17 protein-coding genes and 2 pseudogenes are annotated in these 20,619 nt (G+C 74.1%); 12 read left to right on the top strand and 7 right to left on the bottom strand.

Annotated features, from left to right (window positions below; all coding sequences use genetic code 11):
• Window positions 1-144 precede the first annotated feature (144 nt).
• The gene (locus AB0G56_RS30615) at window positions 145-2,463 is read right to left on the bottom strand and encodes a heavy metal translocating P-type ATPase (protein ID WP_360975527.1); all 2,319 of its coding nucleotides are present in this window, start codon (window positions 2,461-2,463) and stop codon (window positions 145-147) included.
• 97 nt (window positions 2,464-2,560) lie between these two features.
• Window positions 2,561-2,800, bottom strand: a complete 240-nt coding sequence (locus AB0G56_RS30610) for a heavy-metal-associated domain-containing protein (RefSeq protein WP_360975524.1) — start codon at window positions 2,798-2,800, stop codon at window positions 2,561-2,563.
• Window positions 2,801-2,997: 197 nt separating this feature from the next.
• Here AB0G56_RS30610 and AB0G56_RS30605 point away from each other — a divergent pair, with 197 nt between their 5' ends.
• Window positions 2,998-4,041: a zinc-dependent alcohol dehydrogenase family protein gene (locus AB0G56_RS30605; protein ID WP_360975521.1), complete on the top strand. Its 1,044-nt coding sequence runs from the start codon at window positions 2,998-3,000 to the stop codon at window positions 4,039-4,041.
• A 225-nt stretch (window positions 4,042-4,266) separates the two neighbouring features.
• On the opposite strand, the gene AB0G56_RS30600 is transcribed toward AB0G56_RS30605, so the two are convergent.
• The gene (locus tag AB0G56_RS30600; RefSeq protein ID WP_360975518.1) at window positions 4,267-4,470 is read right to left on the bottom strand and encodes a MerR family transcriptional regulator; all 204 of its coding nucleotides are present in this window, start codon (window positions 4,468-4,470) and stop codon (window positions 4,267-4,269) included.
• A gap of 375 nt (window positions 4,471-4,845) precedes the next feature.
• Between AB0G56_RS30600 and iolC the strand changes: the two genes are divergently transcribed.
• From iolC to AB0G56_RS30565, 7 genes and pseudogenes are all read left to right on the top strand, one after another.
• Window positions 4,846-5,796 carry a 5-dehydro-2-deoxygluconokinase gene (iolC, locus tag AB0G56_RS30595; protein WP_360975515.1) on the top strand — a complete coding sequence of 317 codons (951 nt, stop codon included), beginning with the start codon at window positions 4,846-4,848 and terminating at the stop codon, window positions 5,794-5,796.
• A gap of 333 nt (window positions 5,797-6,129) precedes the next feature.
• A pseudogene (locus AB0G56_RS30590) lies at window positions 6,130-6,321 on the top strand (hypothetical protein); the annotation flags it as partial.
• 63 nt (window positions 6,322-6,384) lie between these two features.
• Window positions 6,385-6,612, top strand: a pseudogene (locus tag AB0G56_RS30585) (hypothetical protein); the annotation flags it as partial.
• Window positions 6,609-8,111 (top strand): CoA-acylating methylmalonate-semialdehyde dehydrogenase, encoded by a 1,503-nt coding sequence (gene mmsA, locus AB0G56_RS30580; RefSeq protein WP_360975512.1) that lies wholly within the window; start codon window positions 6,609-6,611, stop codon window positions 8,109-8,111. The pseudogene AB0G56_RS30585 and the gene mmsA, both read left to right, overlap by 4 nt.
• A gap of 387 nt (window positions 8,112-8,498) precedes the next feature.
• A complete protein-coding gene (locus AB0G56_RS30575) occupies window positions 8,499-9,917 on the top strand; it encodes an APC family permease (protein ID WP_360975509.1) in 1,419 nt (472 codons plus the stop codon).
• Window positions 9,918-10,056: 139 nt separating this feature from the next.
• Window positions 10,057-12,714, top strand: a complete 2,658-nt coding sequence (locus tag AB0G56_RS30570; RefSeq protein WP_360975506.1) for a CocE/NonD family hydrolase — start codon at window positions 10,057-10,059, stop codon at window positions 12,712-12,714.
• On the top strand, window positions 12,711-13,583 hold the full coding sequence (locus AB0G56_RS30565) for an ABC transporter permease (RefSeq protein WP_360975503.1): 873 nt from the start codon (window positions 12,711-12,713) through the stop codon (window positions 13,581-13,583). The genes AB0G56_RS30570 and AB0G56_RS30565 overlap by 4 nt, the downstream gene beginning before the upstream one ends.
• A 129-nt stretch (window positions 13,584-13,712) precedes the next feature.
• On the opposite strand, the gene AB0G56_RS30560 is transcribed toward AB0G56_RS30565, so the two are convergent.
• A complete protein-coding gene (locus tag AB0G56_RS30560) occupies window positions 13,713-14,105 on the bottom strand; it encodes a rodlin (protein WP_360975500.1) in 393 nt (130 codons plus the stop codon).
• A gap of 247 nt (window positions 14,106-14,352) precedes the next feature.
• On the opposite strand from AB0G56_RS30560, the gene AB0G56_RS30555 reads away from it, so the two are divergent.
• From AB0G56_RS30555 to AB0G56_RS30540, 4 genes are all read left to right on the top strand, one after another.
• The gene (locus AB0G56_RS30555) at window positions 14,353-14,745 is read left to right on the top strand and encodes a rodlin (RefSeq protein WP_360975497.1); all 393 of its coding nucleotides are present in this window, start codon (window positions 14,353-14,355) and stop codon (window positions 14,743-14,745) included.
• Between the two features lie 254 nt (window positions 14,746-14,999).
• Complete coding sequence (locus tag AB0G56_RS30550; RefSeq protein ID WP_360975494.1) at window positions 15,000-15,227, top strand: chaplin; 228 nt, start codon at window positions 15,000-15,002, stop codon at window positions 15,225-15,227.
• A 135-nt stretch (window positions 15,228-15,362) separates the two neighbouring features.
• Window positions 15,363-15,962, top strand: coding sequence for a chaplin (locus AB0G56_RS30545; RefSeq protein WP_360975491.1), 600 nt, complete (start codon window positions 15,363-15,365; stop codon window positions 15,960-15,962).
• A 215-nt stretch (window positions 15,963-16,177) separates the two neighbouring features.
• Window positions 16,178-17,569, top strand: a complete 1,392-nt coding sequence (locus tag AB0G56_RS30540) for a glycosyl hydrolase (RefSeq protein WP_360975488.1) — start codon at window positions 16,178-16,180, stop codon at window positions 17,567-17,569.
• Window positions 17,570-17,650: 81 nt separating this feature from the next.
• On the opposite strand, the gene AB0G56_RS30535 is transcribed toward AB0G56_RS30540, so the two are convergent.
• The 3 genes from AB0G56_RS30535 to AB0G56_RS30525 are packed head-to-tail and all read right to left on the bottom strand — an operon-like array spanning window position 17,651 to window position 20,618.
• Complete coding sequence (locus tag AB0G56_RS30535; protein ID WP_360975485.1) at window positions 17,651-18,796, bottom strand: GNAT family N-acetyltransferase; 1,146 nt, start codon at window positions 18,794-18,796, stop codon at window positions 17,651-17,653.
• Entirely contained in the window at window positions 18,793-19,446 is a 654-nt protein-coding gene (locus AB0G56_RS30530; RefSeq protein ID WP_360975482.1) for a lipopolysaccharide biosynthesis protein, read from the bottom strand. Before AB0G56_RS30530 ends, AB0G56_RS30535 begins: the two co-directional genes overlap by 4 nt.
• The gene (locus AB0G56_RS30525; RefSeq protein ID WP_360975479.1) at window positions 19,443-20,618 is read right to left on the bottom strand and encodes a glycosyltransferase; all 1,176 of its coding nucleotides are present in this window, start codon (window positions 20,616-20,618) and stop codon (window positions 19,443-19,445) included. The genes AB0G56_RS30530 and AB0G56_RS30525 overlap by 4 nt, the downstream gene beginning before the upstream one ends.
• Between the last annotated feature and the right edge of the window lies 1 nt (window position 20,619).

Raw genomic sequence — 20,619 nt, 5'->3', positions numbered from 1 at the left:
GAGCCCTGATATGGCGATCGAGGTCCAAGCGTAAGGAAGATGCGCGAGCCTTGTGAAGAGCTTATGTGAGGCGCGCGCCGGACTCCAGGGGGTCCGGCACTTTGTCCCGGCCGGGCACCCGCGGGGCGTCCGGCCGGGACCGGCTCAGCGGAACCTGCGCAGCCGCAGGCTGTTGGTCACCACGAACACCGAGGAGAACGCCATCGCCGCGCCCGCGATCATCGGGTTGAGCAGCCCGGCGGCGGCCAGCGGGAGCGCGGCCACGTTGTAGCCGAAGGCCCACACGAGGTTGCCCTTGATCGTGGCCAGCGTCCGCCGGGAGAGCCGGATGGCGTCACCGGCCACCCGCAGGTCGCCGCGGACCAGTGTCAGGTCGCCGGCCTCGATGGCGGCGTCCGTGCCGGTGCCCATCGCCAGGCCCAGGTCGGCGGTGGCGAGCGCGGCGGCGTCGTTGACCCCGTCGCCGACCATGGCCACGGTCCGGCCCTCGGCCTGGAGGCGCCGTACGGCCTCGACCTTGTCCTCGGGCAGCACCTCGGCGATCACGTCACCGGCGTCGATGCCGACCGCCCGTGCCACCGACTCGGCCACCGGCCGGTTGTCACCGGTCAGCAGCACCGGCCGCAGCCCCAGCGCGCGCAGCTGCCCCACGGCCTCGGCGCTGGTCTCCTTGACCGCGTCCGCCACGGCGACGACACCCCGTGCCACGCCGTCCCAGCCGACCACGACGGCCGTACGCCCGCTCTCCTCGGCCTCGCGCCGCGCCCGGTCCACCTCCCCGGGCAGCTCCTCGAACAGCCGCCCGACGGCGACCTCGTGGCCCTCGACGCGCCCGCGTACGCCCCGCCCGGGGACGTTCTCGAAGTGCTCGGCCGCGGGCAGCGGTCCGACGCGCTCCTCGGCGCCGGCCGCGACCGCACGGGCCACCGGGTGCTCGGAGGCGTGCTCCAGGGCGCCTGCGAGGCGCAGCAGCAGCTTCTCGTCGGTGTCCTCGGCCGCGTACACCTCCTGGAGGGTCATCCGGCCGGTGGTCACCGTCCCGGTCTTGTCCAGGACGACCGTGTCGACGCGGCGGGTGGACTCCAGCACCTCGGGGCCCTTGATGAGGATGCCGAGCTGGGCGCCCCGGCCGGTGCCGACCATCAGCGCGGTCGGCGTGGCAAGGCCCAGCGCGCACGGACAGGCGATGATCAGGACCGCGACCGCCGCCGTGAACGAGGCGGTGACGTCTCCGGTGGACAGCAGCCAGGCCAGCAGCGTGCCGACGGCGATGAGCAGGACGACGGGCACGAAGACCGCCGAGATCCGGTCGGCCAGCCGCTGCACCTGGGCCTTGCCGTTCTGCGCGTCCTCGACCAGCCGCGCCATCCGGGCCAGCTGGGTGTCGGCGCCGACCCGGGTGGCCTCGACGACCAGCCGGCCGCCCGCGTTGACGGTGGCGCCGGTGACCGCGTCGCCCACGCCCACGTCCACCGGCACGGACTCGCCGGTCAGCATGGAGGCGTCCACCGCCGAGGCGCCCTCGACGACCGTGCCGTCGGTGGCGACCTTCTCGCCGGGCCGTACGACGAAACGGTCGCCGGCGGCCAGCGCGGACACCGGCATCCGGACCTCGCGGCCGTCCCGCAGCACGGACACGTCCTTGGCGCCCAGTTCCAGCAGGGCGCGCAGCGCGGCGCCCGCCCGCCGCTTGGAGCGGGCCTCCAGGTAGCGGCCGAGCAGGATGAACGCCACGACCCCGGAGGCGACCTCCAGGTAGATCGTCGAGGCGGCGTCCATCCGGGAGACGGTCAGCCGGAACTCGTCGTGCATGCCGGGCATGCCCGCGTCACCGAGGAAGAGCGCCCACAGGGACCAGCCGAACGCGGCGAGCGTGCCGACCGAGACCAGCGTGTCCATGGTGGCGGCGCCGTGCCGGGCGTTGGTGAGCGCCGCGCGGTGGAAGGGCAGGGCGCCCCAGACCACGACCGGCGCGGCCAGGGTCAGCGCCAGCCACTGCCAGTTGTCGAACTGGAGGGCGGGGACCATGGAGAGCAGGACGACCGGGACGGCGAGCAGTGCCGAAACGATCAGGCGCTGCCGCAGGGAAGTCAGTTCCGGGTCGGCGGCGGGCGCGGCGTCCGTGTCCCCGGGGGCGGGCTCCGGCTTCGGGGGCGGCGGTTCCTCGGCCGTGTAACCCGTCTTGACCACGGTGGCGACGAGATCGGACACCGCTACCCCCCGGGGGTAGCTCACCTTCGCCTTCTCGGTGGCGAAGTTGACGGTCGCGCTCACGCCCTCCATCCGGTTGAGCTTCTTCTCGACGCGGGCCGCGCAGGAGGCGCAGGTCATCCCGCCGATGAGCAGCTCGACCTCGGAGGTCGGGGCGGTGCCGGAGGCGGCGGGCGTGCCGGCGGGTGCCGCCGGCCCGGCGGGCGTGGCTGTCCCGGCGGGTGTCGCTGTCCTGGTGGTGGTGCTGGTCATGTCCGTACTCCAGAGAACGGACCGGGCCGTACGGAACCAGTATCAGCTGGTCGATACGGCCCGGTGTCGAGAGGTACGCGAGAGGTGCGCCGGATGTTCAGGCGCGGCCGACGAGCTCGAAGCCCGCCTCGTCCACCGCGGCGCGCACCGCCGTCTCCTCCAGCGGGGTGGCGGAGACCACGGTGACCTCGCCGGTCGAGGCGACGGCCTTCACCGCGCTCACGCCCGGCAGTTCGGAGATCTCGGCGGAGACGGAGCCCTCGCAGTGGCCACAGCTCATTCCGCTCACCTTGTAGACGGTGGTGACGGTGTCCGGCGTCTCGGTCTGGGCGGTCATGTCGCTCTCCTCGTCGTGGCATGGGGGGTGGGAGTGCCCCAGAGGGGCTCACTTCACTCGACACTATACCCCTAGGGGGTATTTTTCAAAGGACCGGCGCGCGGCGCGGGCGTTAGCGTTCCCGCCAGGGCGCAGCGGGTCTGCGGGTTTCCCGTCGACGGAACGGGACTCCCCGGTGTGGAAGGCGAGGGCGGTCGGTGCGGGCTGTGGTGTTCGAGCGGTTCGGGGAGCCGGCCGAGGTGCGCGAGGTCGCTGACCCGCGGCCGGCGGAGCACGGGGTCGTGGTGCGGGTCGAGGCGACCGGCCTGTGCCGCAGCGACTGGCATGGCTGGCAGGGGCACGACCCCGGCATCACGCTGCCGCACGTGCCGGGCCACGAACTGGCCGGCCTGGTCGAGACGGTGGGCCCGCGCGTCACCAGGTGGCGGCCCGGCGACCGGGTGACCGTGCCCTTCGTCTGCGCCTGCGGCACCTGCGCCGCCTGCGCGGCGGGCGACCAGCAGGTCTGTGCGCGCCAGACCCAGCCCGGGTTCACCCACTGGGGCTCGTTCGCCCAGTACGTGGCGCTCGACCACGCCGACGTGAACCTCGTCGCCGTACCCGGTGAGCTGTCGTCCGCGACCGCCGCCTCGCTCGGCTGCCGCTTCGCCACCGCCTACCGCGCGGTGGTCCAGCAGGGCCGGGTCGCCGCGGGCGAGTGGGTCGCCGTGCACGGGTGCGGCGGCGTGGGGCTGTCAGCGGTGATGATCGCGGCGGCGTGCGGGGCGCGGGTGGTCGCGGTGGACGTGTCGCCGCGCGCCCTGGAACTGGCGCGGAGCTTCGGCACGGCGCGGACGGTGGACGCCGCCGCGGTCCCGGACACGGCGGCGGCGGTCCGCGAGGTGACCGGCGGCGGCGCCCACCTCTCCCTGGACGCGCTCGGCTCGCCCGCCACCTGCGCCGCCTCCGTCGACGGGCTGCGCCGACGGGGCCGCCACGTCCAGGTCGGCCTGCTGCCCTCGGCGAGCGGCACCACGCCGGTCCCGATGGCCCGCGTGATCGCGCTGGAACTGGAGGTCCTCGGCAGTCACGGCATGGCCGCGCACGCCTACCCGGAACTGCTGCGGCTCGTGGTGGCGGGTGCCGTGCGCCCCGATCTGCTGGTGACGCGGTCCATCGGGCTGCCGGCCGCTCCGCAGGCACTCGCGGCGATGGGGACGGCACCGGGTGCCGGAGTCACGGTCGTGGACCCCTGGCGCTGAGCGGACCGTCCGGGACGGGGCGGCGGGGACGGGCCCGACCGGCACGGGGTGCGTGGGGCAGGCGCCCCGGACAGGATGGCACCGCCCGCCCGGGACAGGGTGGGCGGAGTGGGACAGCCGGTGCGGGACGAGGTGGTCGAGGCGGAGCGGCCGGCGCGGGGCAAGGCGGCCGGCCCGGGACTGAGCAGCCGGGGGCTGGTCGGTCAGGCCGGGGGTGGCCGGGGATCAGTCGGCCCCGCGGCGGCCCCGGTTGCCCGGTCGGGCGGCGACCCAGGCGCGGACCGTGTCGGCGTACCAGTAGGGCCTGCCGCCCTCGACGTGGTCGGGCGGCGGGAGCAGGCCGTGTTTGCGGTAGGACCGCACGGTGTCCGGCTGCACCCGGATGTGTGCGGCGATCTCCTTGTACGTCCAGAGCCTTCGGTCGGTCATGACGTGCACCTCCCCGCGCGCCGCGGGGGCGGCCGGGCGGCCGTCGGGGGAGCCGGGCGCGCGCCGGCGATCAGTTGAGCCTGTGCCGCGTGAACGAGGCGCGGACGGCAGCGGCAAGGGCCTGTCGGAGAGATGTGACACAGAGGACACGGACCCGGGACCTGTGTGACGAAGGCGTTGCTTTTGTGACAGAGCCGGGCCGACCGGGCCGACCGTAACCGGGGGACCCGAGGGGCCGGAGGGGTCCAGGTGCCCGGCGGGGCGCGGGCACGCTTTCCCCCACCCGTTCCCTTCTCGTCCGAATGTCCGGACAAAGCATTGACAGGTCTCCGCCTCCGGCACTAGAACCGGGGGAGCCGACACGAAGGGGAACCGATGGTGTACGACGTGATCACCATGGGGCGGATCGGAGTGGACCTGTACCCGCTGCAGACGGGCGTGCCGCTGGCCCGCGTGTCCGCCTTCGGCAAGTTCCTGGGCGGCTCCGCGACGAACGTCGCGGTCGCCGCCGCCCGCCTCGGCCGCCGTACGGCGGTGATCACGCGGACCGGGGACGACCCCTTCGGCGCCTACCTCCACGAGGCGCTGCGCGGTTTCGGCGTCGACGACCGCTACGTCACGGCGGTGCCCGGACTGCCCACGCCGGTCACCTTCTGCGAGGTGTTCCCGCCGGACGACTTCCCGCTCTACTTCTACCGGTTGCCGAAGGCGCCCGACCTGGAGATCGAGGCCCGGGACCTCGATCTGGCCGCGATCGGCGGGGCGCGGGTCTTCTGGGTCACCGGCACCGGGCTGAGCGAGGAGCCGAGCCGTACGGCGACCCTCGCCGCGCTCGCCCACCGGGCGAAGTCCGGCCCGACGGTCTTCGACCTCGACTGGCGCCCCATGTTCTGGCGCGAACCGGCCGCCGCCCGCCCCTTCTACGCCGAGGCCCTGCGGCACGCCACCGTCGCCGTCGGCAACCTCGACGAGGTGGAGGTCGCCACCGGCCTGCGCGACCCGCACGCCGCCGCCCGCGCCCTGCTGGACGCCGGGGTCGAGCTGGCGGTCGTGAAACAGGGCCCCAAGGGCGTCCTCGCCCTCACCAGCAGGGGCGAGGCGGCCGAGGTGCCGCCGCTGCCGGTCGAGGTCCTCAACGGCCTCGGCGCCGGAGACGCCTTCGGCGGCTCGCTGTGCCACGGGCTGCTCTCGGGCTGGGACCTGGAGCGCGCCATGCGCCACGCCAACGCCGCGGGCGCCATCGTCGCCTCCCGGCTCGAATGCTCTTCCGCGATGCCCACCGCTGCCGAGGTGGAGTCGGCCCTGGCGGCCGGTGCGGTGCGGTGAGAACGGCGACCGGCAGCACGGCGGGAGCCGATCGCACGCCCGGAGTCGGCCGTACGCCTGGAGTCGGCCGTACGCCCGGAGTCGGCCGTACGGCCGGAGCCGATCGCACGCCTGGAGTCGGCCGTACGTCCGGAGTCGGCCGTACGCCCGGAGTCGGCCGTACGCCCGGAGCCGATCGCACGGCCGAAGCCGGACGCACGCCCGGAGCCAGATGCACGGCCGAAGCCGGACGCACCGAAGGGCAGGCGTACGACGGGAACCGCGCGGACGGCAGGAACCGCGCGCACGGTCGGCAGCGCGTGCTGCGGACGCCGGGCGAGCGCCGGTTGTACGGTGCAGGTATCCGCCGGTCCGGCGCGAGAAGAGTTCCAAACCCCGGGCGGGAGGCGCACGTTGGGTCGGAGCACCCGGGCGCCGCACGCCGCCCGGCCACCGATCGCCTCCGGCGCGGGAGGCCGCTTCGCCCTGGCAGGAGCGAAGTGCGAGCGACGACTCCCCGCCCGCTACGGCCCCGCGCCGGAGGTCCGCCGTCCTCGCAGGGACCGGTGCCGCCGCCCCCGTGCGAGGAAGGGGCGCGCGGGCGGGACGGCGGAGACTCCCACATGTGTCTACGCCGACCGGTGAACCGCAGACACAGTGTCGGGCGCGGTCCGGGCGCGTTGCTGGTGGGATGGTCTCGTGACGGCGACCGCACCCCGAGCCGGCGGCCCCGGACCCCTTCCGGGACCGGCCCCGGCCGCTGTCGCGGCACATGAGCCCCACGAACGGCACGTCTCGACCCGACGCCGCCATCTGCGAAGGAGTGACCCGGCATGACGAAGATCGTCAACCACTGGATCGGCGGGAAGGCCGTCGAAGGCGCCTCGGGGTCGTACGGTCCGGTGACGGACCCGGCGACCGGCGCGGTCACCACTAAGGTGGCCTTCGCCTCCGTGGAGGAGGTGGACGCGGCCGTGGCCGCCGCGCAGGACGCCTACCGCACCTGGGGCCAGTCCTCCCTGGCCCAGCGCACCACGATCCTCTTCCGCTTCCGTGCCCTGCTGGACGCGCACCGCGACGAGATCGCCGCACTGATCACCGCCGAGCACGGCAAGGTGCACTCCGACGCGCTCGGCGAGGTCGCGCGCGGCCTGGAGATCGTCGACCTGGCCTGCGGCATCAACGTGCAGCTCAAGGGCGAGCTGTCGACGCAGGTCGCCACGCGCGTGGACGTGTCCTCGCTCCGGCAGCCGCTGGGCGTGGTCGCGGGCATCACGCCGTTCAACTTCCCGGCGATGGTCCCGATGTGGATGTTCCCGATCGCCATCGCCTGCGGCAACACCTTCGTGCTGAAGCCGAGCGAGAAGGACCCGTCGGCCTCGCTGAAGATCGCCGAACTGCTGTCCGAGGCCGGGCTGCCGGACGGCGTGTTCAACGTCGTCCAGGGCGACAAGGTGGCCGTGGACCGCCTCCTGGAGCACCCGGACGTCAAGGCGGTCTCCTTCGTCGGCTCCACGCCGATCGCCCGCCACATCCACACCACGGCCGCCGCCAACGGCAAGCGCGTGCAGGCGCTGGGCGGCGCCAAGAACCACATGCTGGTGCTGCCGGACGCCGACCTGGACGCGGCGGCGGACGCGGCGGTCTCGGCGGCGTACGGCTCGGCCGGCGAGCGCTGCATGGCCGTCTCTGCCGTCGTCGCGGTCGGCTCCATCGCCGACGAGCTGGTCGGGAAGATTCGCGAGCGCGCCGAGAAGATCAAGATCGGTCCGGGCACCGACCCGTCCTCCGAGATGGGCCCGTTGATCACGGCCGCCCACCGCGACAAGGTCGCCTCCTACGTGAAGGGCGCGGCGGACGAGGGCTGCGAGGTCGTCCTGGACGGCACCGGCTACAGCGTGGAGGGCTACGAGGAAGGCCACTGGATCGGCCTGTCGCTGCTCGACCGGGTGCCGACCACGGCGAAGGCGTACCAGGACGAGATCTTCGGCCCGGTGCTGTGCGTGCTGCGCGTGGACACCTACGAGGACGGCGTGTCCCTGATCAACGCCTCGCCGTTCGGCAACGGCACCGCGATCTTCACCCGGGACGGCGGCGCCGCCCGCCGCTTCCAGCTGGAGGTCGAGGCCGGCATGGTCGGCGTGAACGTGCCGATCCCGGTGCCGGTGGGCTACCACTCCTTCGGCGGCTGGAAGGACTCGCTCTTCGGCGACCACCACATCTACGGCAACGACGGCACCCACTTCTACACCCGCGGCAAGGTCGTCACCACCCGCTGGCCCGACCCGGCCGACGCCCCCGCCGGTGTCGACCTCGGGTTCCCGCGCAACCACTGAGAGCGATCAGGGGCACCGTCGCGGCCGTCCGGATAACGGACGGCCGCGACTTTTTTTTGCGCCGACGCCTGCGATTCCCGTGTGCGGGGGAGGAAACGGATGCCGGAGGCGTAGCAGGGCTGACGCCTTCGAAACCAAGGTCACAAATTGTCAAGGCTTGATGAATACGCCGTTGCAGGCGTGTGGCCTGCGAAATCGAACCGTCACCAGCCGGGCCCCAGGTGCGGATTCCGAAGGTGAACAGCCATTGACGTGACGGTTTTCGTCGGGATTCCATGCTCGCGCCGGGAGCGGACGAAAGACAGCGAACGTACGACCGAAGCCGCCGGAGGCGATAGCGCTCCCGAGCCCCCATCACCTGTTGCACGAGTCGATCGGAACCGCCGCATGACCGACACGCTCCGCCCTGTCGACACCGCCTCCCCCCGGGCGGCCGACAGCCCCGCAGGAACGACGGACAGCCCCCAGCAGCTCAAGCGCTCCATCGGCGTCGTCGGCGGCACCCTCCTCACCCTCTCGTGCGTCACCCCCGCCTCCACGCTCTTCGTCGTGGTCCCGGACCTGTTCGGAACGCTCGGCACCGCCACCGCCCTCACCATCGCCATCGGCTCGCTGCTCTGCATCGCCGTGGCGTTCTGCTACTCGGAGCTGGGCACCCTCATCCCCAGCGCGGGCGGCGAGTACGCCATGGTCTCCACGATGGCCGGACGGCTGGCGGGCTGGCTGGTGTTCGTGCTGTCCCTGCTGGTCGTCATGATCGTGCCGCCCGTGATCGCCATGGGCACGGCGGACTACCTGGCGCCGCTCGTGCACCTCGACCCGGCCATGACCGGCGCCGGGGTGATGCTGCTCGCGACCCTCGCCGGCCTGCTGGACCTGCGCGCCAACGCCTGGATCACCGGCATCTTCCTGGTCCTGGAGGTCATCGCCGCGGGCGTGGTCGCCGTCCTGGGCTTCGCCCACAGCCACCGGGGCGCCGGCAGCCTGGTCTCCATGCAGGTGGCCGGGCAGGGCGGCCACACCGACACCGTGACGGCCATGCTCGTGGTCTCCGGCCTCGCCATCGCCCTGTTCATCACCCAGGGCTTCTCCACCGCCGTCTACCTCTCCGAGGAACTGGAGCACCCGCGCCGCAACGTCGCCCGCACCGTCCTCGCCACCCTGGCCATCTCCTCCGTGGTCATCCTCGTGCCGGTCGTCGCCATCACGCTGGGCGCCTCCGACCTCAAGGAGCTGACCGGCGGCGACCTCAGCTCGATGGTGACGGCCTGGTCCAACTCCGCCGTCGGCACCTTCGTCAGCCTCTGCGTCGCCCTCGCGATCATCAACGCCGGCATCGTCATGGTCATCCAGAACTCCCGCGTGCTGTTCGCCTCCGCCCGCGACAAGGCCTGGCCCGGCCCGGTCAACACCGTCTTCTCCAAGCTCGGCCGCTTCGGCTCCCCCTGGGTGGCCACGCTCGCGGTCGGCGTCCCCGGCGCAATCCTGTGCTTCGTCAACCTGGACACGCTGTACGGCGTCACGGGCGTCTCCGTGACCGGCATGTACCTGCTCGTCGCGGTCGCCGCCCTGCTGGCCCGCCGCGGCTCCCACAAGGACACCCAGGCCTGGCGCATGCCGCTGTGGCCCGCCGTGCCCGTGCTGCTGATCGCGGTGCTGGCGTACATCCTCAGCCAGCAGGAGGTCGGCTACCTGCTGTGGACCGGCGGCATCATGGCCGTGGCCACCCTGTACTGGGCCCTCTACCTCCGCCCGCGCCGCGACACCCGCTGGCTGGTGTCGATCCCCGAGGACGCCCAGGCCTGAGCCCCCGCGCCACCCGGGCCCGCGGAACCCGCGTACCGCGGGTGCGGTACGCCGCGGCGCCGGCGTACTCCCGGCGGAGGGGCGGAGGTTCGGTCCGGCGGTGGCATCGGCCGTGACCGGCGGCCCGTACCGTGGACGCATGGATCTTCGACTGCCCGGCCGGCGAGGGCTGCCGCGCGGACCCCGGCGGTGGCTCGCCGCCGGGGCCGCGCTCGTGGTGCTCGCCGGGGCCGGCACCTGGACCGCGGTCGCCTCCGCCGACGACCCGCCCGCGGTGCGCCGCGCCGACCGGGTCATGAGCACCGGCGACGGCGTACGGATCGACACGTCCTACTTCACCCCGGCAGGACCCGGCCGCCACCCCGCCGTCCTGCTCGGGCACGGCTTCGGCGGCAGCAAGGACGACGTACGGCAGCAGGCCGAGGACCTCGCCGGGGACGGCTACGCGGTGTTGACCTGGTCGGCGCGCGGCTTCGGCCGCTCCACCGGCAGGATCGGGCTGAACGACCCGAAGGGCGAGGTCGCCGACGTCAAAAGGCTCATCGACTGGCTGGCCCGGCAGCCGCAGGTCAGCCTCGACGGGCCCGGCGACCCGCGCGTGGGCCTGGCCGGCGCCTCCTACGGCGGCGCGATCTCCCTGCTCGCCGCCGGGTACGACCGCCGCGTGGACGCCATCGCCCCCGAGATCACCTACTGGAACCTCGCCGACGCCCTCTTCCCGAACGGTGTCTTCAAGAAGCTCTGGGCGGGCGTCTTCTTCAACTCCGGCGGCGGCTGCGCCCGCTTCGAGCCGGCGCTGTGCCGGATGTACGAGCGGGTCGCCGAGTCCGGCACACCGGACCCCGAGGCGCGCCGCCTCCTCCAGGAGCGCTCCCCGTCCGCCGTCGCCGACCGGATCAAGGTGCCGACCCTGCTGGTGCAGGGCCAGACCGACTCGCTCTTCCCGCTCGGCCAGGCCGACGCGGCGCAGAAGGCGATCCGGGCGGTCGGCGCGCCCGTGGACGTGGACTGGATCGCGGGCGGTCACGACGGCGGCGACCTGGAGAGCGGCCGGATCCAGGCCCGCGTGAAGACCTGGTTCGACCGCTACCTCAAGAAGGACGCCGGCGCGGACACCGGTCCGGCCTTCCGCGTCACCCGCACCGGCGGCGTCGACTCCACCGACGGCGCGGCCCTGCTGCGCGGCGCGAGCGCGGAGTCGTATCCCGGACTGGCGAGCGGACAGCGGGCGATCGCCCTGTCCGGGCGCGAGCAGCGGTTCCAGAACCCGCCGGGCGCCAATCCGCCCGCCGTCTCCGCCCTGCCCGGCCTCGGCGGCCAGGGCGCCGGGCTCGCTCAGCTCTCCGCGCTCGGCCTCGGGGTGTCGCTGGACTTCCCCGGCCAGTACGCGCACTTCGAGTCGGCGCCGCTCGACCGCGACCTGCGGATCACCGGTTCGCCCACGGTGACCGTCCACGTCACCTCCACCAGCGACGACGCGGTGCTGTTCGCCAAGGTGTACGACGTCGGACCGGGCTCGTCCCGGCCGGTGCTGCCCGCCCAGCTCGTCGACCCGGTGCGCGTCGAGGGCGCGCGGGCGGGCAAGGACGTCACCCTCACCCTCCCGGCGATCGACCACGAGGTGCAGAAGGGCCACCGGCTCCGCCTGGTCCTCGCCTCCACCGACCTCGGCTACGCCTCCCCGGCCGCCCCGGCCACGTACACCGCCGCCCTGCGCGGCGACCTGTCCGTGCCCACCGCGCCCGGCCTGACCACCGCGGCGGCCCCGCTGCCCGCCTGGGTGTGGTGGCTGCCCGTCGCGGGTGCGCTGATCGCGCTCGCGCTGCTGCTCACCGCCCGCCGCCGCACCGCCGCCCCCGCCCCCGACCCGGCGCTGTCCGGCGTCCCCCTCCAGATCACCGGCCTCAGCAAGCGCTACGCCCGCTCCGCCGACCGGTACGCGGTGCGCGAGCTGTCCTTCCGGGTGGAGCGGGGGCAGGTGCTCGGCCTGCTCGGACCCAACGGTGCGGGCAAGACGACCACCCTGCGCATGCTGATGGGACTGATCCGGCCGGACGAGGGCGAGATCCGGGTCTTCGGCCACGCCATCCGGCCCGGCGCCCCCGTGCTGTCCCGGGTCGGCGCCTTCGTCGAGGGCGCCGGCTTCCTGCCGCACCTGTCCGGCCGGGAGAACCTGGAACTGTACTGGCGGGCCACCGGCCGCCCGGCCGGCGACGCCCACCTGGACGAGACCCTGGAGATCGCCGGCCTCGGCGACGCGCTGGCCCGCGCGGTGCGCACCTACTCCCAGGGCATGCGCCAGCGCCTGGCCATCGCCCAGGCCATGCTGGGCCTGCCCGACCTGCTGATCCTCGACGAGCCGACCAACGGCCTGGACCCGCCGCAGATCAGGGAGATGCGCGAGGTGATGATCCGGTACGCGGCCGGCGGCCGCACCGTCATCGTCTCCAGCCACCTGCTCGCCGAGGTCGAGCAGTCCTGCACGCACCTGGTCGTCATGGACCGGGGGCGCCTGGTGCAGGCGGGCCCGGTCGGGGACATCGTCGGCTCCGGGGACACCCTGCTGGTCGGCACGGCGGCACCCGTGGACGAGCCGGTGGCCGGCAAGGTGGCCGCGCTGCCGGGCGTGGCCTCGGCGGTCCCCACCGGCGACGGCCTGCTGGTCCGGCTGGAGTCCGGCTCCACGGCCGAGCGCCTGGTGGTGGAGCTGGTGCGGCTGGAGGTGCCCGTCGCCTCGATCGGCCCGCACCGCCGCCTGGAGGACGCCTTCCTCACCCTGATCGGAGGTTCCGCATGAGCACGCTCACCGAGGAGGCCGGGCCCGCCGGGGTCGCCCCCGGCTACCAGCCCGCCCGCACCCTGCCGCTGCGGGTGGAACTGGCCCGGCAGCTCAAGCGGCGCCGCACCCTGATCATGGGGGGCATCCTGGCCGCGCTGCCGTTCGTCCTTGTCGTGGCCTTCGCGATCGGCGGCGACCCGGGCGGGCGCAACAACCAGGTGACCCTGATGGACACGGCCACCGCCTCGGGCGCCAACTTCGCCGCGGTGAACCTGTTCGTGTCGGCGGGCTTCCTGCTGGTGATCCCGGTGGCGCTGTTCTGCGGGGACACCGTCGCCTCCGAGGCGAGCTGGTCCTCGCTGCGCTACCTGCTGGCCGCCCCCGTGCCCAGGGCCCGGCTGCTGTGGTCCAAGCTCGCCGTCGGCCTCGGGCTGAGCCTGGCCGCCATGGTGCTCCTGCCCGTCGTCGCGCTCGCCGTCGGCACCGCCGCCTACGGCTGGGGCCCGCTGGAGATCCCCACCGGCGGCGCGCTCGCCGCGGGCACCGCCGCCCAGCGGCTGGTGGTGATCGTGGCGTACGTCTTCGTCTCCCAGCTGGTCACGGCGGGGCTGGCGTTCTGGCTGTCCACCAGGACCGACGCGCCGCTGGGCGCCGTGGGCGGCGCGGTCGGCCTGACCATCGTCGGCAACGTCCTGGACGCCGTCACCGCGCTGGGCCACTGGCGTGACTTCCTGCCCGCGCACTGGCAGTTCGCCTGGGCCGACGCCGTGCAGCCGCGCCCCGAGTGGTCCGGGATGATCCAGGGCACGGCCGTCTCCGTGGCCTACGCGCTGGTGCTCTTCGCCCTCGCCTTCCGCGGCTTCGCCCGCAAGGACGTGGTGTCGTAGGGCGTCGGCCGCACGGGTCCTCCCGCAGGGGTTCTCCCGCACGGGGGCCCCGCACAGGATGCCCCGCACACACGAGGGAGCGGGCCGCCGAGTCCTTTGGCGGCCCGCTCCGTGCATCGTGCCGCAGGCTCAGCGCTCGCTGTTCGCGGACAGGATCGACACGTCCTCCAGCAGGTGCGCCAGCGCGCCGTCCCGCTTGGCCTGCGTGGAGTTCTCGGTGCACTGCTGGTTCTGCCGGTCGGACAGGATCGGGATGTCCTGGACGTTGACGATCTGGAGCACCCCGACCGGCAGTTCGTTCACGGCGATGCACGGCTTGTTGAACGACCCCTGGATGAGCGCCATCTGCGGGCTCATGTTCCCGTACGTGGTCGCGTTGCCGTAGCTCTGCCACGCAGCGTTGCCGTTCGCGGCCGTCGGCCCGCTGTCGTTGCCGATCGCCAGGGCCTCGGGAGCCGCGGCGGCGGTGGCACCGAGCGCGGAGGCGGCGATGGCCGCGGTGGCGACAAACTTCTTGATCACTGGGTGGTCCTTTCTGAGGAAACCCCGTCACCGGAGCGTTCTGGTCAACTGCCCGCGGCCACCGGGGTTTCTCCCGTTCACCCCCACGGCGGATGCCCCGAAGTGTTTGTGTGTTTTCCGGACTCCGTGATTTTCCGGCGTTCCGTCATACCGTGCGGGCCAACCGGGTGAACCCCCGCAACCAAACATCTCCCGCCGTGTTGATGAGGCCGTAGGACCTGCGTCGCTACGAGGAAAGGAACGCGCAGTGCTCAAGAAGGCAATGGTCGCCGCTGCGGCCGCCGTATCTGTCGTCGGTGGGTCGGTGGCAGCTGCTCCCGCGGCGCTTGCCATCGGGAACGACGACGGCCCGGCCGTCGCGAACGGCAACGGCGCCACGTCGGCGTTCGGCAACTCGGCGACGAAGGGCGACATGAGCCCGCAGCTCTCGCTGATCGAGGGCACGCTCAACAAGCCGTGCCTGGGTCTCAACGAGACCAACGTCGGCGTGCTGCAGGTCGTGAACGTCCAGGACATCCCGATCCTGTCCGACCGGCAGAACCAGCAGTGCTCGGACAACTCCACCCAGGCCAAGCGGGACGGTGCCCTGTCGCACATCCTGGAGGACCTGTCGGTCCTCTCGGCCAACGGCGAGAGCTGAGCCGATTCCGGCCGGCCCGGGCTGCCCGCTGCTTCATTCGCGGGCGCCCGGGCTGTTTCCGCAGAACTCCTTATCGCCCGAGCAGCCGAGGGTGAGGCGTATGGTGCGCGGGGCAATCGAGTGAATTGTCGGGCGATTTACGTTCCGCCGTTTTTCAATACGTCTATTTCTCGTTCAGTGCCGCGACCGTGAAGGTCGTGCTCACTCGGTTTCTCGCCGTCATTGGGGCACCTCGCCCCGAGAAGGGAACTTTCATGAAGAAGAGCGTCGCTGTCATGACGGGCGCCGTCCTGGCGCTGGGCATGGCCGCCCCCGCCTTCGCCGACGCCGGCGCCGAGGGCGCGGCCGTCGGCTCGCCCGGTGTGATCTCCGGCAACACCATCCAGGTTCCGGTGCACGTCCCGATCAACCTGTGCGGCAACACCATCAACATCATCGCGCTGCTGAACCCCACGTTCGGCAACACCTGCGTCAACGACTGACCGCGCAGGCGCACCGGCCGCCTCGGCCGCGTCAGGGCCGGCCTTGGACGTCGAACTCACGACCCAGGGCCGGCCCTCCCTCATCTGAAAGCCCCTCAAGTCGCCGCGGCGGCTTCGAGCAGGAAGACCACTAGATTGCGACAGACCCTGAGCAGGGGAGTGTTCGCGGCGGCCGCCGCGACGAGCGTGCTGTCCCTGTACGGCAGCGCCGCCTTCGCCGACTCGACGGCGGACGGAGTCAGCGCGGGTTCGCCCGGTCTGCTGTCCGGCAACACCATCCAGGCGCCGGTCGAAGTACCGGTGAACGCCTGCGGCAACACCGTCGACGGTGCGGCGGCGCTCAACCCGGCGTTCGGCAACAAGTGCGCCAACGTCTCGCACAAGACGACGCCGCCCCCGACGCACCGCCCGGACTGCGACGACCAGGGCGCCTACGGCGAGCAGCCCTCCTCCGGGGCGTACGGCGAGCAGCCCTCCCCGGGCGAGTGCACGACGCCGCCGCCGAGCTCCCCGCCGCCCACGCACCGCACGACGCCGCCGCCCACGCACCACACCACCCCGCCGCCCACGCACCACACGACGCCGCCGCCTGTGGAGCACACCCCGCCGCAGATGGCCGAGACCGGCAGCGGCAACACCGGGGCGCTGCTGGGGGCCTCGGCCGCCAGCGCCGTGCTGATCGCCGGCGGCACCGTCCTCTACCGCCGCGGCCGGTCGGCCGGCGCCCACCGGTAGACAGCCCGCGGGGCCGACACCAGGCCGCCGCGACCGCGCCGTTACGGCGGCCGGTCGCGGCGGCGCCGTTTTTCCGGGCACCGTCACCCGGGCGGACGTGCGGCACACCCGTAGGCCGTACCGGCGGTGGCGGCCCCGCGTCATCCGTGCCTGACTTCTTAGGGCGAGCTGATGGCTCGTCACACCTTCGCCCTAACGCGTGGAAAGGAGCGGGCATGGCTGCACAGCGACGCCGGATCCGCCGGCTTGCCGTCGTCGCGGCGGCGGCCGTCACCGCGGCCGCCCTGGCCTGCGGGGCCGCCGCGTGGGCGGGCGACGCACCGCCGCCCTCCGGTCCGCCCCCGGTGCCGGCGAGCCCGCCCGCGCCCCCGTCCGGGCCGCCCCCGGCCCCAGTGGCCCCCGCGTCCCCAGCGACCCCCGCAGTCCCGCCCGTCGCGCCCCAGACCTCTCCCTCCGCTCCCGCTCCGCTTCCCCTTCCGGCCCAGGTGGCCGCGGGGTGGCGTCCCGCCTTCGGGGCCTTCCTGGAGTCGGACGCGCGGGGCGTGGCCCGGATGGCACAGCTCAGCAGCTGGCTGGGCGGTGCCGAACTGCGCGTGGGACACACCTATCTGCCCGGCGACCGCTGGCGGGACATCGAGGGCGCCCCGGGGTTCCTCGACGTCTGGGCGCACTGGCGGGAGCAGCGGCCCGACCGGATGCTCGTCCTCAACGTCCCCATGCAGGAGCGCAACGAGGAGCACCTGTCCGACGGCGAGGTCGGGTACCTGCTGCGGCAGGGCGCCGCGGGGCAGTTCGACCAGCACTTCGGCGCCCTCGCCCGGCGGCTGGTGGGGCTGGGGGTGCCGGACACGGTGATCGTGCTCGGCTGGGAGATGAACGGCACGACGTACACCCACCGCTGCGGGCCCGACCCCGAGGCGTGGAAGAGCTACTGGCGGCGCATCGTGACCGCCATGCGCGCCGTGCCGGGCCAGAGGTTCCGGTTCGACTTCGCGCCGAACCGGGGCCGGGACGCCGTTCCCTGGACCGAGTGCTACCCGGGAGACGACACGGTCGACATCGTCGGCATGGACTCCTACGACCAGCCGACCGGCCTGACCTTCGATCAGCAGGTCGCCGAGCCGTACGGACTTCAGGCGCACGTGGACTTCGCCAGGGCGCACGGCAAGCCCGTCTCCTATCCGGAGTGGGGGCTGTTCCGCAACGGCGACGACGCCGCGTACGTACGGGGCATGCTCGCCTGGATCGACCAGCACCGGGCGCTGTACAACACGCTGACCGACTACTGCCCGCACGGTGTCTGGCAGTGCGGGGCGAACCCCGCCTCCTCACGCGTCTACCGCTCGGTCCTCTTCGGCCGCACCGAACCGCCCGGCCCCGCCCGGCCCCCGGCCCCCGCCGTGCCCCCCGCATCCGTACCGGCCCCCGCCGTACCACTGGCACCCGTACCGGTCCCTGTCGTGCCGCCCGCACCCGTACCGGTACCGGCTCCCGTGCCCAGTTCCGCACCCGCACCGGCACCCGTGCCCAGCTCCGTACCCGGCCCGGTGCCCGCGCCCGGCACCACCCTCGCGCCCGCGTCGGTGCCCCCGCCGTCTCCCACCTGAGCCGCCCATGGCCTCCACGGCGTCCATGGGGACCACGGCGTCCACGGCGGCTCGGGGCCGACGGGAAGGTGACGGCCCCGCCTACGGCCCGACCTGAGGCCGGGCCGGCGGGCGGTGCCGGCGCAGGAGTTCCCTGCCCCGGCGGCGCAGGGCCGCCTCGCCGGCCACCGCGGTCAGCAGCGGGGCGGTGCGCCGCCGGGCCAGCAGCAGCCGCTCGTTGACGACCGGGCGGGGGCGCCAGTGGTGTTTGTAGGGCTCGTCGCCGCGCAGCAGGCTCAGGGTGTCCGGTGCTCCCTCACCGGTGTGCGCGGCGCACGCCTCCAGCAGCATCACCGCCACGTCGGCCTTGCGCTCCCTCAGGCGCGGATGGGCGCCGTAGAGGTAGCCGCCCATCAGCCGCCGGGAGCGCAGGGTCAGGTCCACGGCCACCACGTCGCCGTCGAGGCGGAACTCGGTGACCACCGCCTCCCCGTCGCGCACCATCGGACCCGCCGCCCGCACCAGGTGCTCGCGGAAGCGGGGCCGCAGGTGCTCGGGTGTGACGCTGCGCCCCTGCCACTGGAGGCGGTGCAGTTCGAGCAGCCGGCGCAGGGCCGTCTCGACCTCCCCGGGGCGCACGACGTGCCGCTCCACGCCGAGCGCCCGCAGTTTGCGCAGCTTGGCGCGGACCCGCTGGGCGCGGGGCGCCGGCAGCCGGGAGACCAGCTCGTCCAGCGGGAGGGCCGGCAGTTCCAGGCAGAGGGAGTCGGGCGCGCGGTACCGGGGCCCGCGCCAACGCTCGTAGACCTGTTCGACGGCACTGCCCGGCCGTACCTCGCGGAAGTCGATGAGCGCCGTGCGGGCGGCCCCCGCCAGCGCCTCGGTGAGCGCGGTGGCCGCCGGGTGGGGGCACCGGTCGTCGACGAGGACGTCGGCGTAGTCGGAGATCGCCCCGCCGAGCGGTACCAGCGCCGGCACGGGTGTGCGGCGCAGTATCAGCGGTGCGGCGGCGACCAGTTCGCCGTCCGCGCGCACCAGCAGCAGCCGCAGCCGCTTCGGGGTGCCGTACGACTGCCACCAGGAGTGCAGCCAGGCGTGGCTCTGGAACGGGGTCGCCGCCGCGCACCTCTCGAACAGCCGCGCCCACTGGGGGGCGAGGGCGGCGAAGGCGCGGGCGTCGGTGACGAGTTCCGTCGCGTACGAGGGGCCGGCCGTGCGCGTCGGTGGCGCGAGGGGGGTGGCGGTCACCGCAGGCCGCGGACGTCGGCGGCCGGGGCCGGGCCGGGGACCGAGGCGGCGGGCGCGGGCTCGCCGGGTTCGCCGCGCCGCGGCCGTACGAGCAGGGCCAGGCCGCCGAGCAGGCCGCCCGCGCTCGCGCCGACCAGGCCGGTCACCGTCGGCGAGGCGGACGAGGGGTCGGTGGGGCGCACCGCGCGCGCGAAGCGGACGAGCGAGACGTGAGTGCTGCCCGCGGTGGCCCCGGCGTGCCGGGTCAGCGCGTCGGAGACGGCGTCGGCCATGTCGGCGGCCAGCTTCGGCCGGGCGGAGGTGGCGGACACGGCGACCATCGGCGCGTCCGGCGAGGTCGCCGTGCGCACGCTGCGGCGCAGCGTGCGCACCGGCACGCGCGCCTGCCGCTGGGCGTCGCCGAGGACCGCGAGCTGGGTGGCGACCCGCCCGTAGGCCTGGGCGAAGCCCAGCGCGGCGGCGGGGTCGGACTTCTTGCCGGGGACGGCGACGACGTAGCTGGTGGCCGTGTAGACGGGGGTCTGCAGCACGCCGTAGGCGCCGCCGAGCAGGCCGCCCGCGGCGGTGCCGGCCACGACCAGGGACCAGGCGGGCAGCCGCCGCAGGCGGGCGGGGAAGAAGCGGCGGGGCCGGATCGGGCGGTCGGTCATGGGGAACTCGCTCCCTGGGGTGAGGCGGTGGGGGACGGGTGCGTCGGGGTGGGCGCGGCGGTGGCGACCGCGGCGGTGTACACGTCCATGAGCCGGGCCGCGGTGCGGGCGATGCTGTAGTGGCGGGCCGCCGCCGGGGGCGTGCGCGGGTGCGGGCCGCCCGCGCGCACTTCGGTGATCGCACGTGCGTACGCCTCCGGGCCGCCCTGGACGCGCCGGGCGCCGGCGGCGGCGTACGGGGGCAGGTCCTCCACGGCCGGGCAGGAGGCGTACAGCACGGGCAGCCCGGCCGCCAGGGCCTCCACCACCGCCAGGCCGAACGCCTCCTGCGGGGACGGCGAGGCGAGCACGTCCATCGCGGCGGTGAGCGAGGGCAGGTCGGGGCCGGGCGAGCCGTCGGGCGCGCAGGGGCGTTCGCCGGTGAACAGGACCCGGTCGGCCACCCCGGCCTCGTGGGCGGTGCGGCGCAGCACGCTCTCCTCGGGGCCGCCGCCCACCAGCAGCAGCCAGTGGTCGCGGGGCAGGCGGGCCAGCGCCCCGACGACGACGTCGAACCGCTTGCCCGCCGTCAGCCGTCCGATGCCGCCGACCACGTACGCGTCCTCGGGCAGGCCGAGGCGGCGGCGGGTCCGCGCGCGCCGGGCGGCGTCGAAGCGGAACCGGTCCAGGTCGATGCCGTTGGGGACCACCGCGATGCGCGGCGCGGGCACGCCCCAGCGCTGGAGCCGGCCGGCCACCGTGGCGGAGACGGCGACCGTGGTGGAGCCGAGCCGTTCACCGGCCAGGTACAGCGCGCGCACCCCGGTCGTGAGCGGGCGGCCCTCCATCTGCCCCTCGCCCAGCGAGTGTTCGGTGGCGACGACCGCGCGGACGCCCGCGAGGCGCGCGGCGAGCCGGCCGTACAGGCAGGCCCGGTACAGATGGGTGTGCACGAGGTCGTAGCGGCCCGCCCGGATCACCCGGACCAGGCGCGGCAGCGCGGACAGGTCGCGGTTGCCGCCCATGCCGAGGTGCACGACGCGCACGCCGTCGGCGGTCAGGCCGTCGGCGACCGGGCCGGGACGGGTGAGCGTCACGACGTCGCAGGAGACGGGCAGGTGACGCAGGAGCAGGCGCAGCTGCTGCTCGGCGCCGCCCACGCCGAGGCCGGTGATGATGTGCAGGACCCGCATC

The organism is Streptomyces sp. NPDC021356 (genome assembly GCF_040641015.1).
In the GTDB taxonomy this organism is placed as follows: Bacteria; Actinomycetota; Actinomycetes; order Streptomycetales; family Streptomycetaceae; genus Streptomyces.
Note: the sequence above shows the minus strand (reverse complement) of the source record. Positions and strands in the feature narration are given on the sequence as shown.

Excerpts from the sequence above, each read along its gene's own strand:
- mmsA (WP_360975512.1), top strand. The coding sequence starts at position 6,609 with ATGACGAAGATCGTCAACCACTGGATCGGCGGGAAGGCCGTCGAAGGC.
- AB0G56_RS30550 (WP_360975494.1), top strand. The coding sequence starts at position 15,000 with ATGAAGAAGAGCGTCGCTGTCATGACGGGCGCCGTCCTGGCGCTGGGC.
- AB0G56_RS30615 (WP_360975527.1), bottom strand. The coding sequence starts at position 2,463 with ATGACCAGCACCACCACCAGGACAGCGACACCCGCCGGGACAGCCACG.
- AB0G56_RS30610 (WP_360975524.1), bottom strand. The coding sequence starts at position 2,800 with ATGACCGCCCAGACCGAGACGCCGGACACCGTCACCACCGTCTACAAG.
- AB0G56_RS30575 (WP_360975509.1), top strand. The coding sequence starts at position 8,499 with ATGACCGACACGCTCCGCCCTGTCGACACCGCCTCCCCCCGGGCGGCC.
- AB0G56_RS30570 (WP_360975506.1), top strand. The coding sequence starts at position 10,057 with ATGGATCTTCGACTGCCCGGCCGGCGAGGGCTGCCGCGCGGACCCCGG.
- AB0G56_RS30565 (WP_360975503.1), top strand. The coding sequence starts at position 12,711 with ATGAGCACGCTCACCGAGGAGGCCGGGCCCGCCGGGGTCGCCCCCGGC.
- AB0G56_RS30540 (WP_360975488.1), top strand. The coding sequence starts at position 16,178 with ATGGCTGCACAGCGACGCCGGATCCGCCGGCTTGCCGTCGTCGCGGCG.
- iolC (WP_360975515.1), top strand. The coding sequence starts at position 4,846 with ATGGTGTACGACGTGATCACCATGGGGCGGATCGGAGTGGACCTGTAC.
- AB0G56_RS30525 (WP_360975479.1), bottom strand. The coding sequence starts at position 20,618 with ATGCGGGTCCTGCACATCATCACCGGCCTCGGCGTGGGCGGCGCCGAG.
- AB0G56_RS30600 (WP_360975518.1), bottom strand. The coding sequence starts at position 4,470 with ATGACCGACCGAAGGCTCTGGACGTACAAGGAGATCGCCGCACACATC.
- AB0G56_RS30530 (WP_360975482.1), bottom strand. The coding sequence starts at position 19,446 with ATGACCGACCGCCCGATCCGGCCCCGCCGCTTCTTCCCCGCCCGCCTG.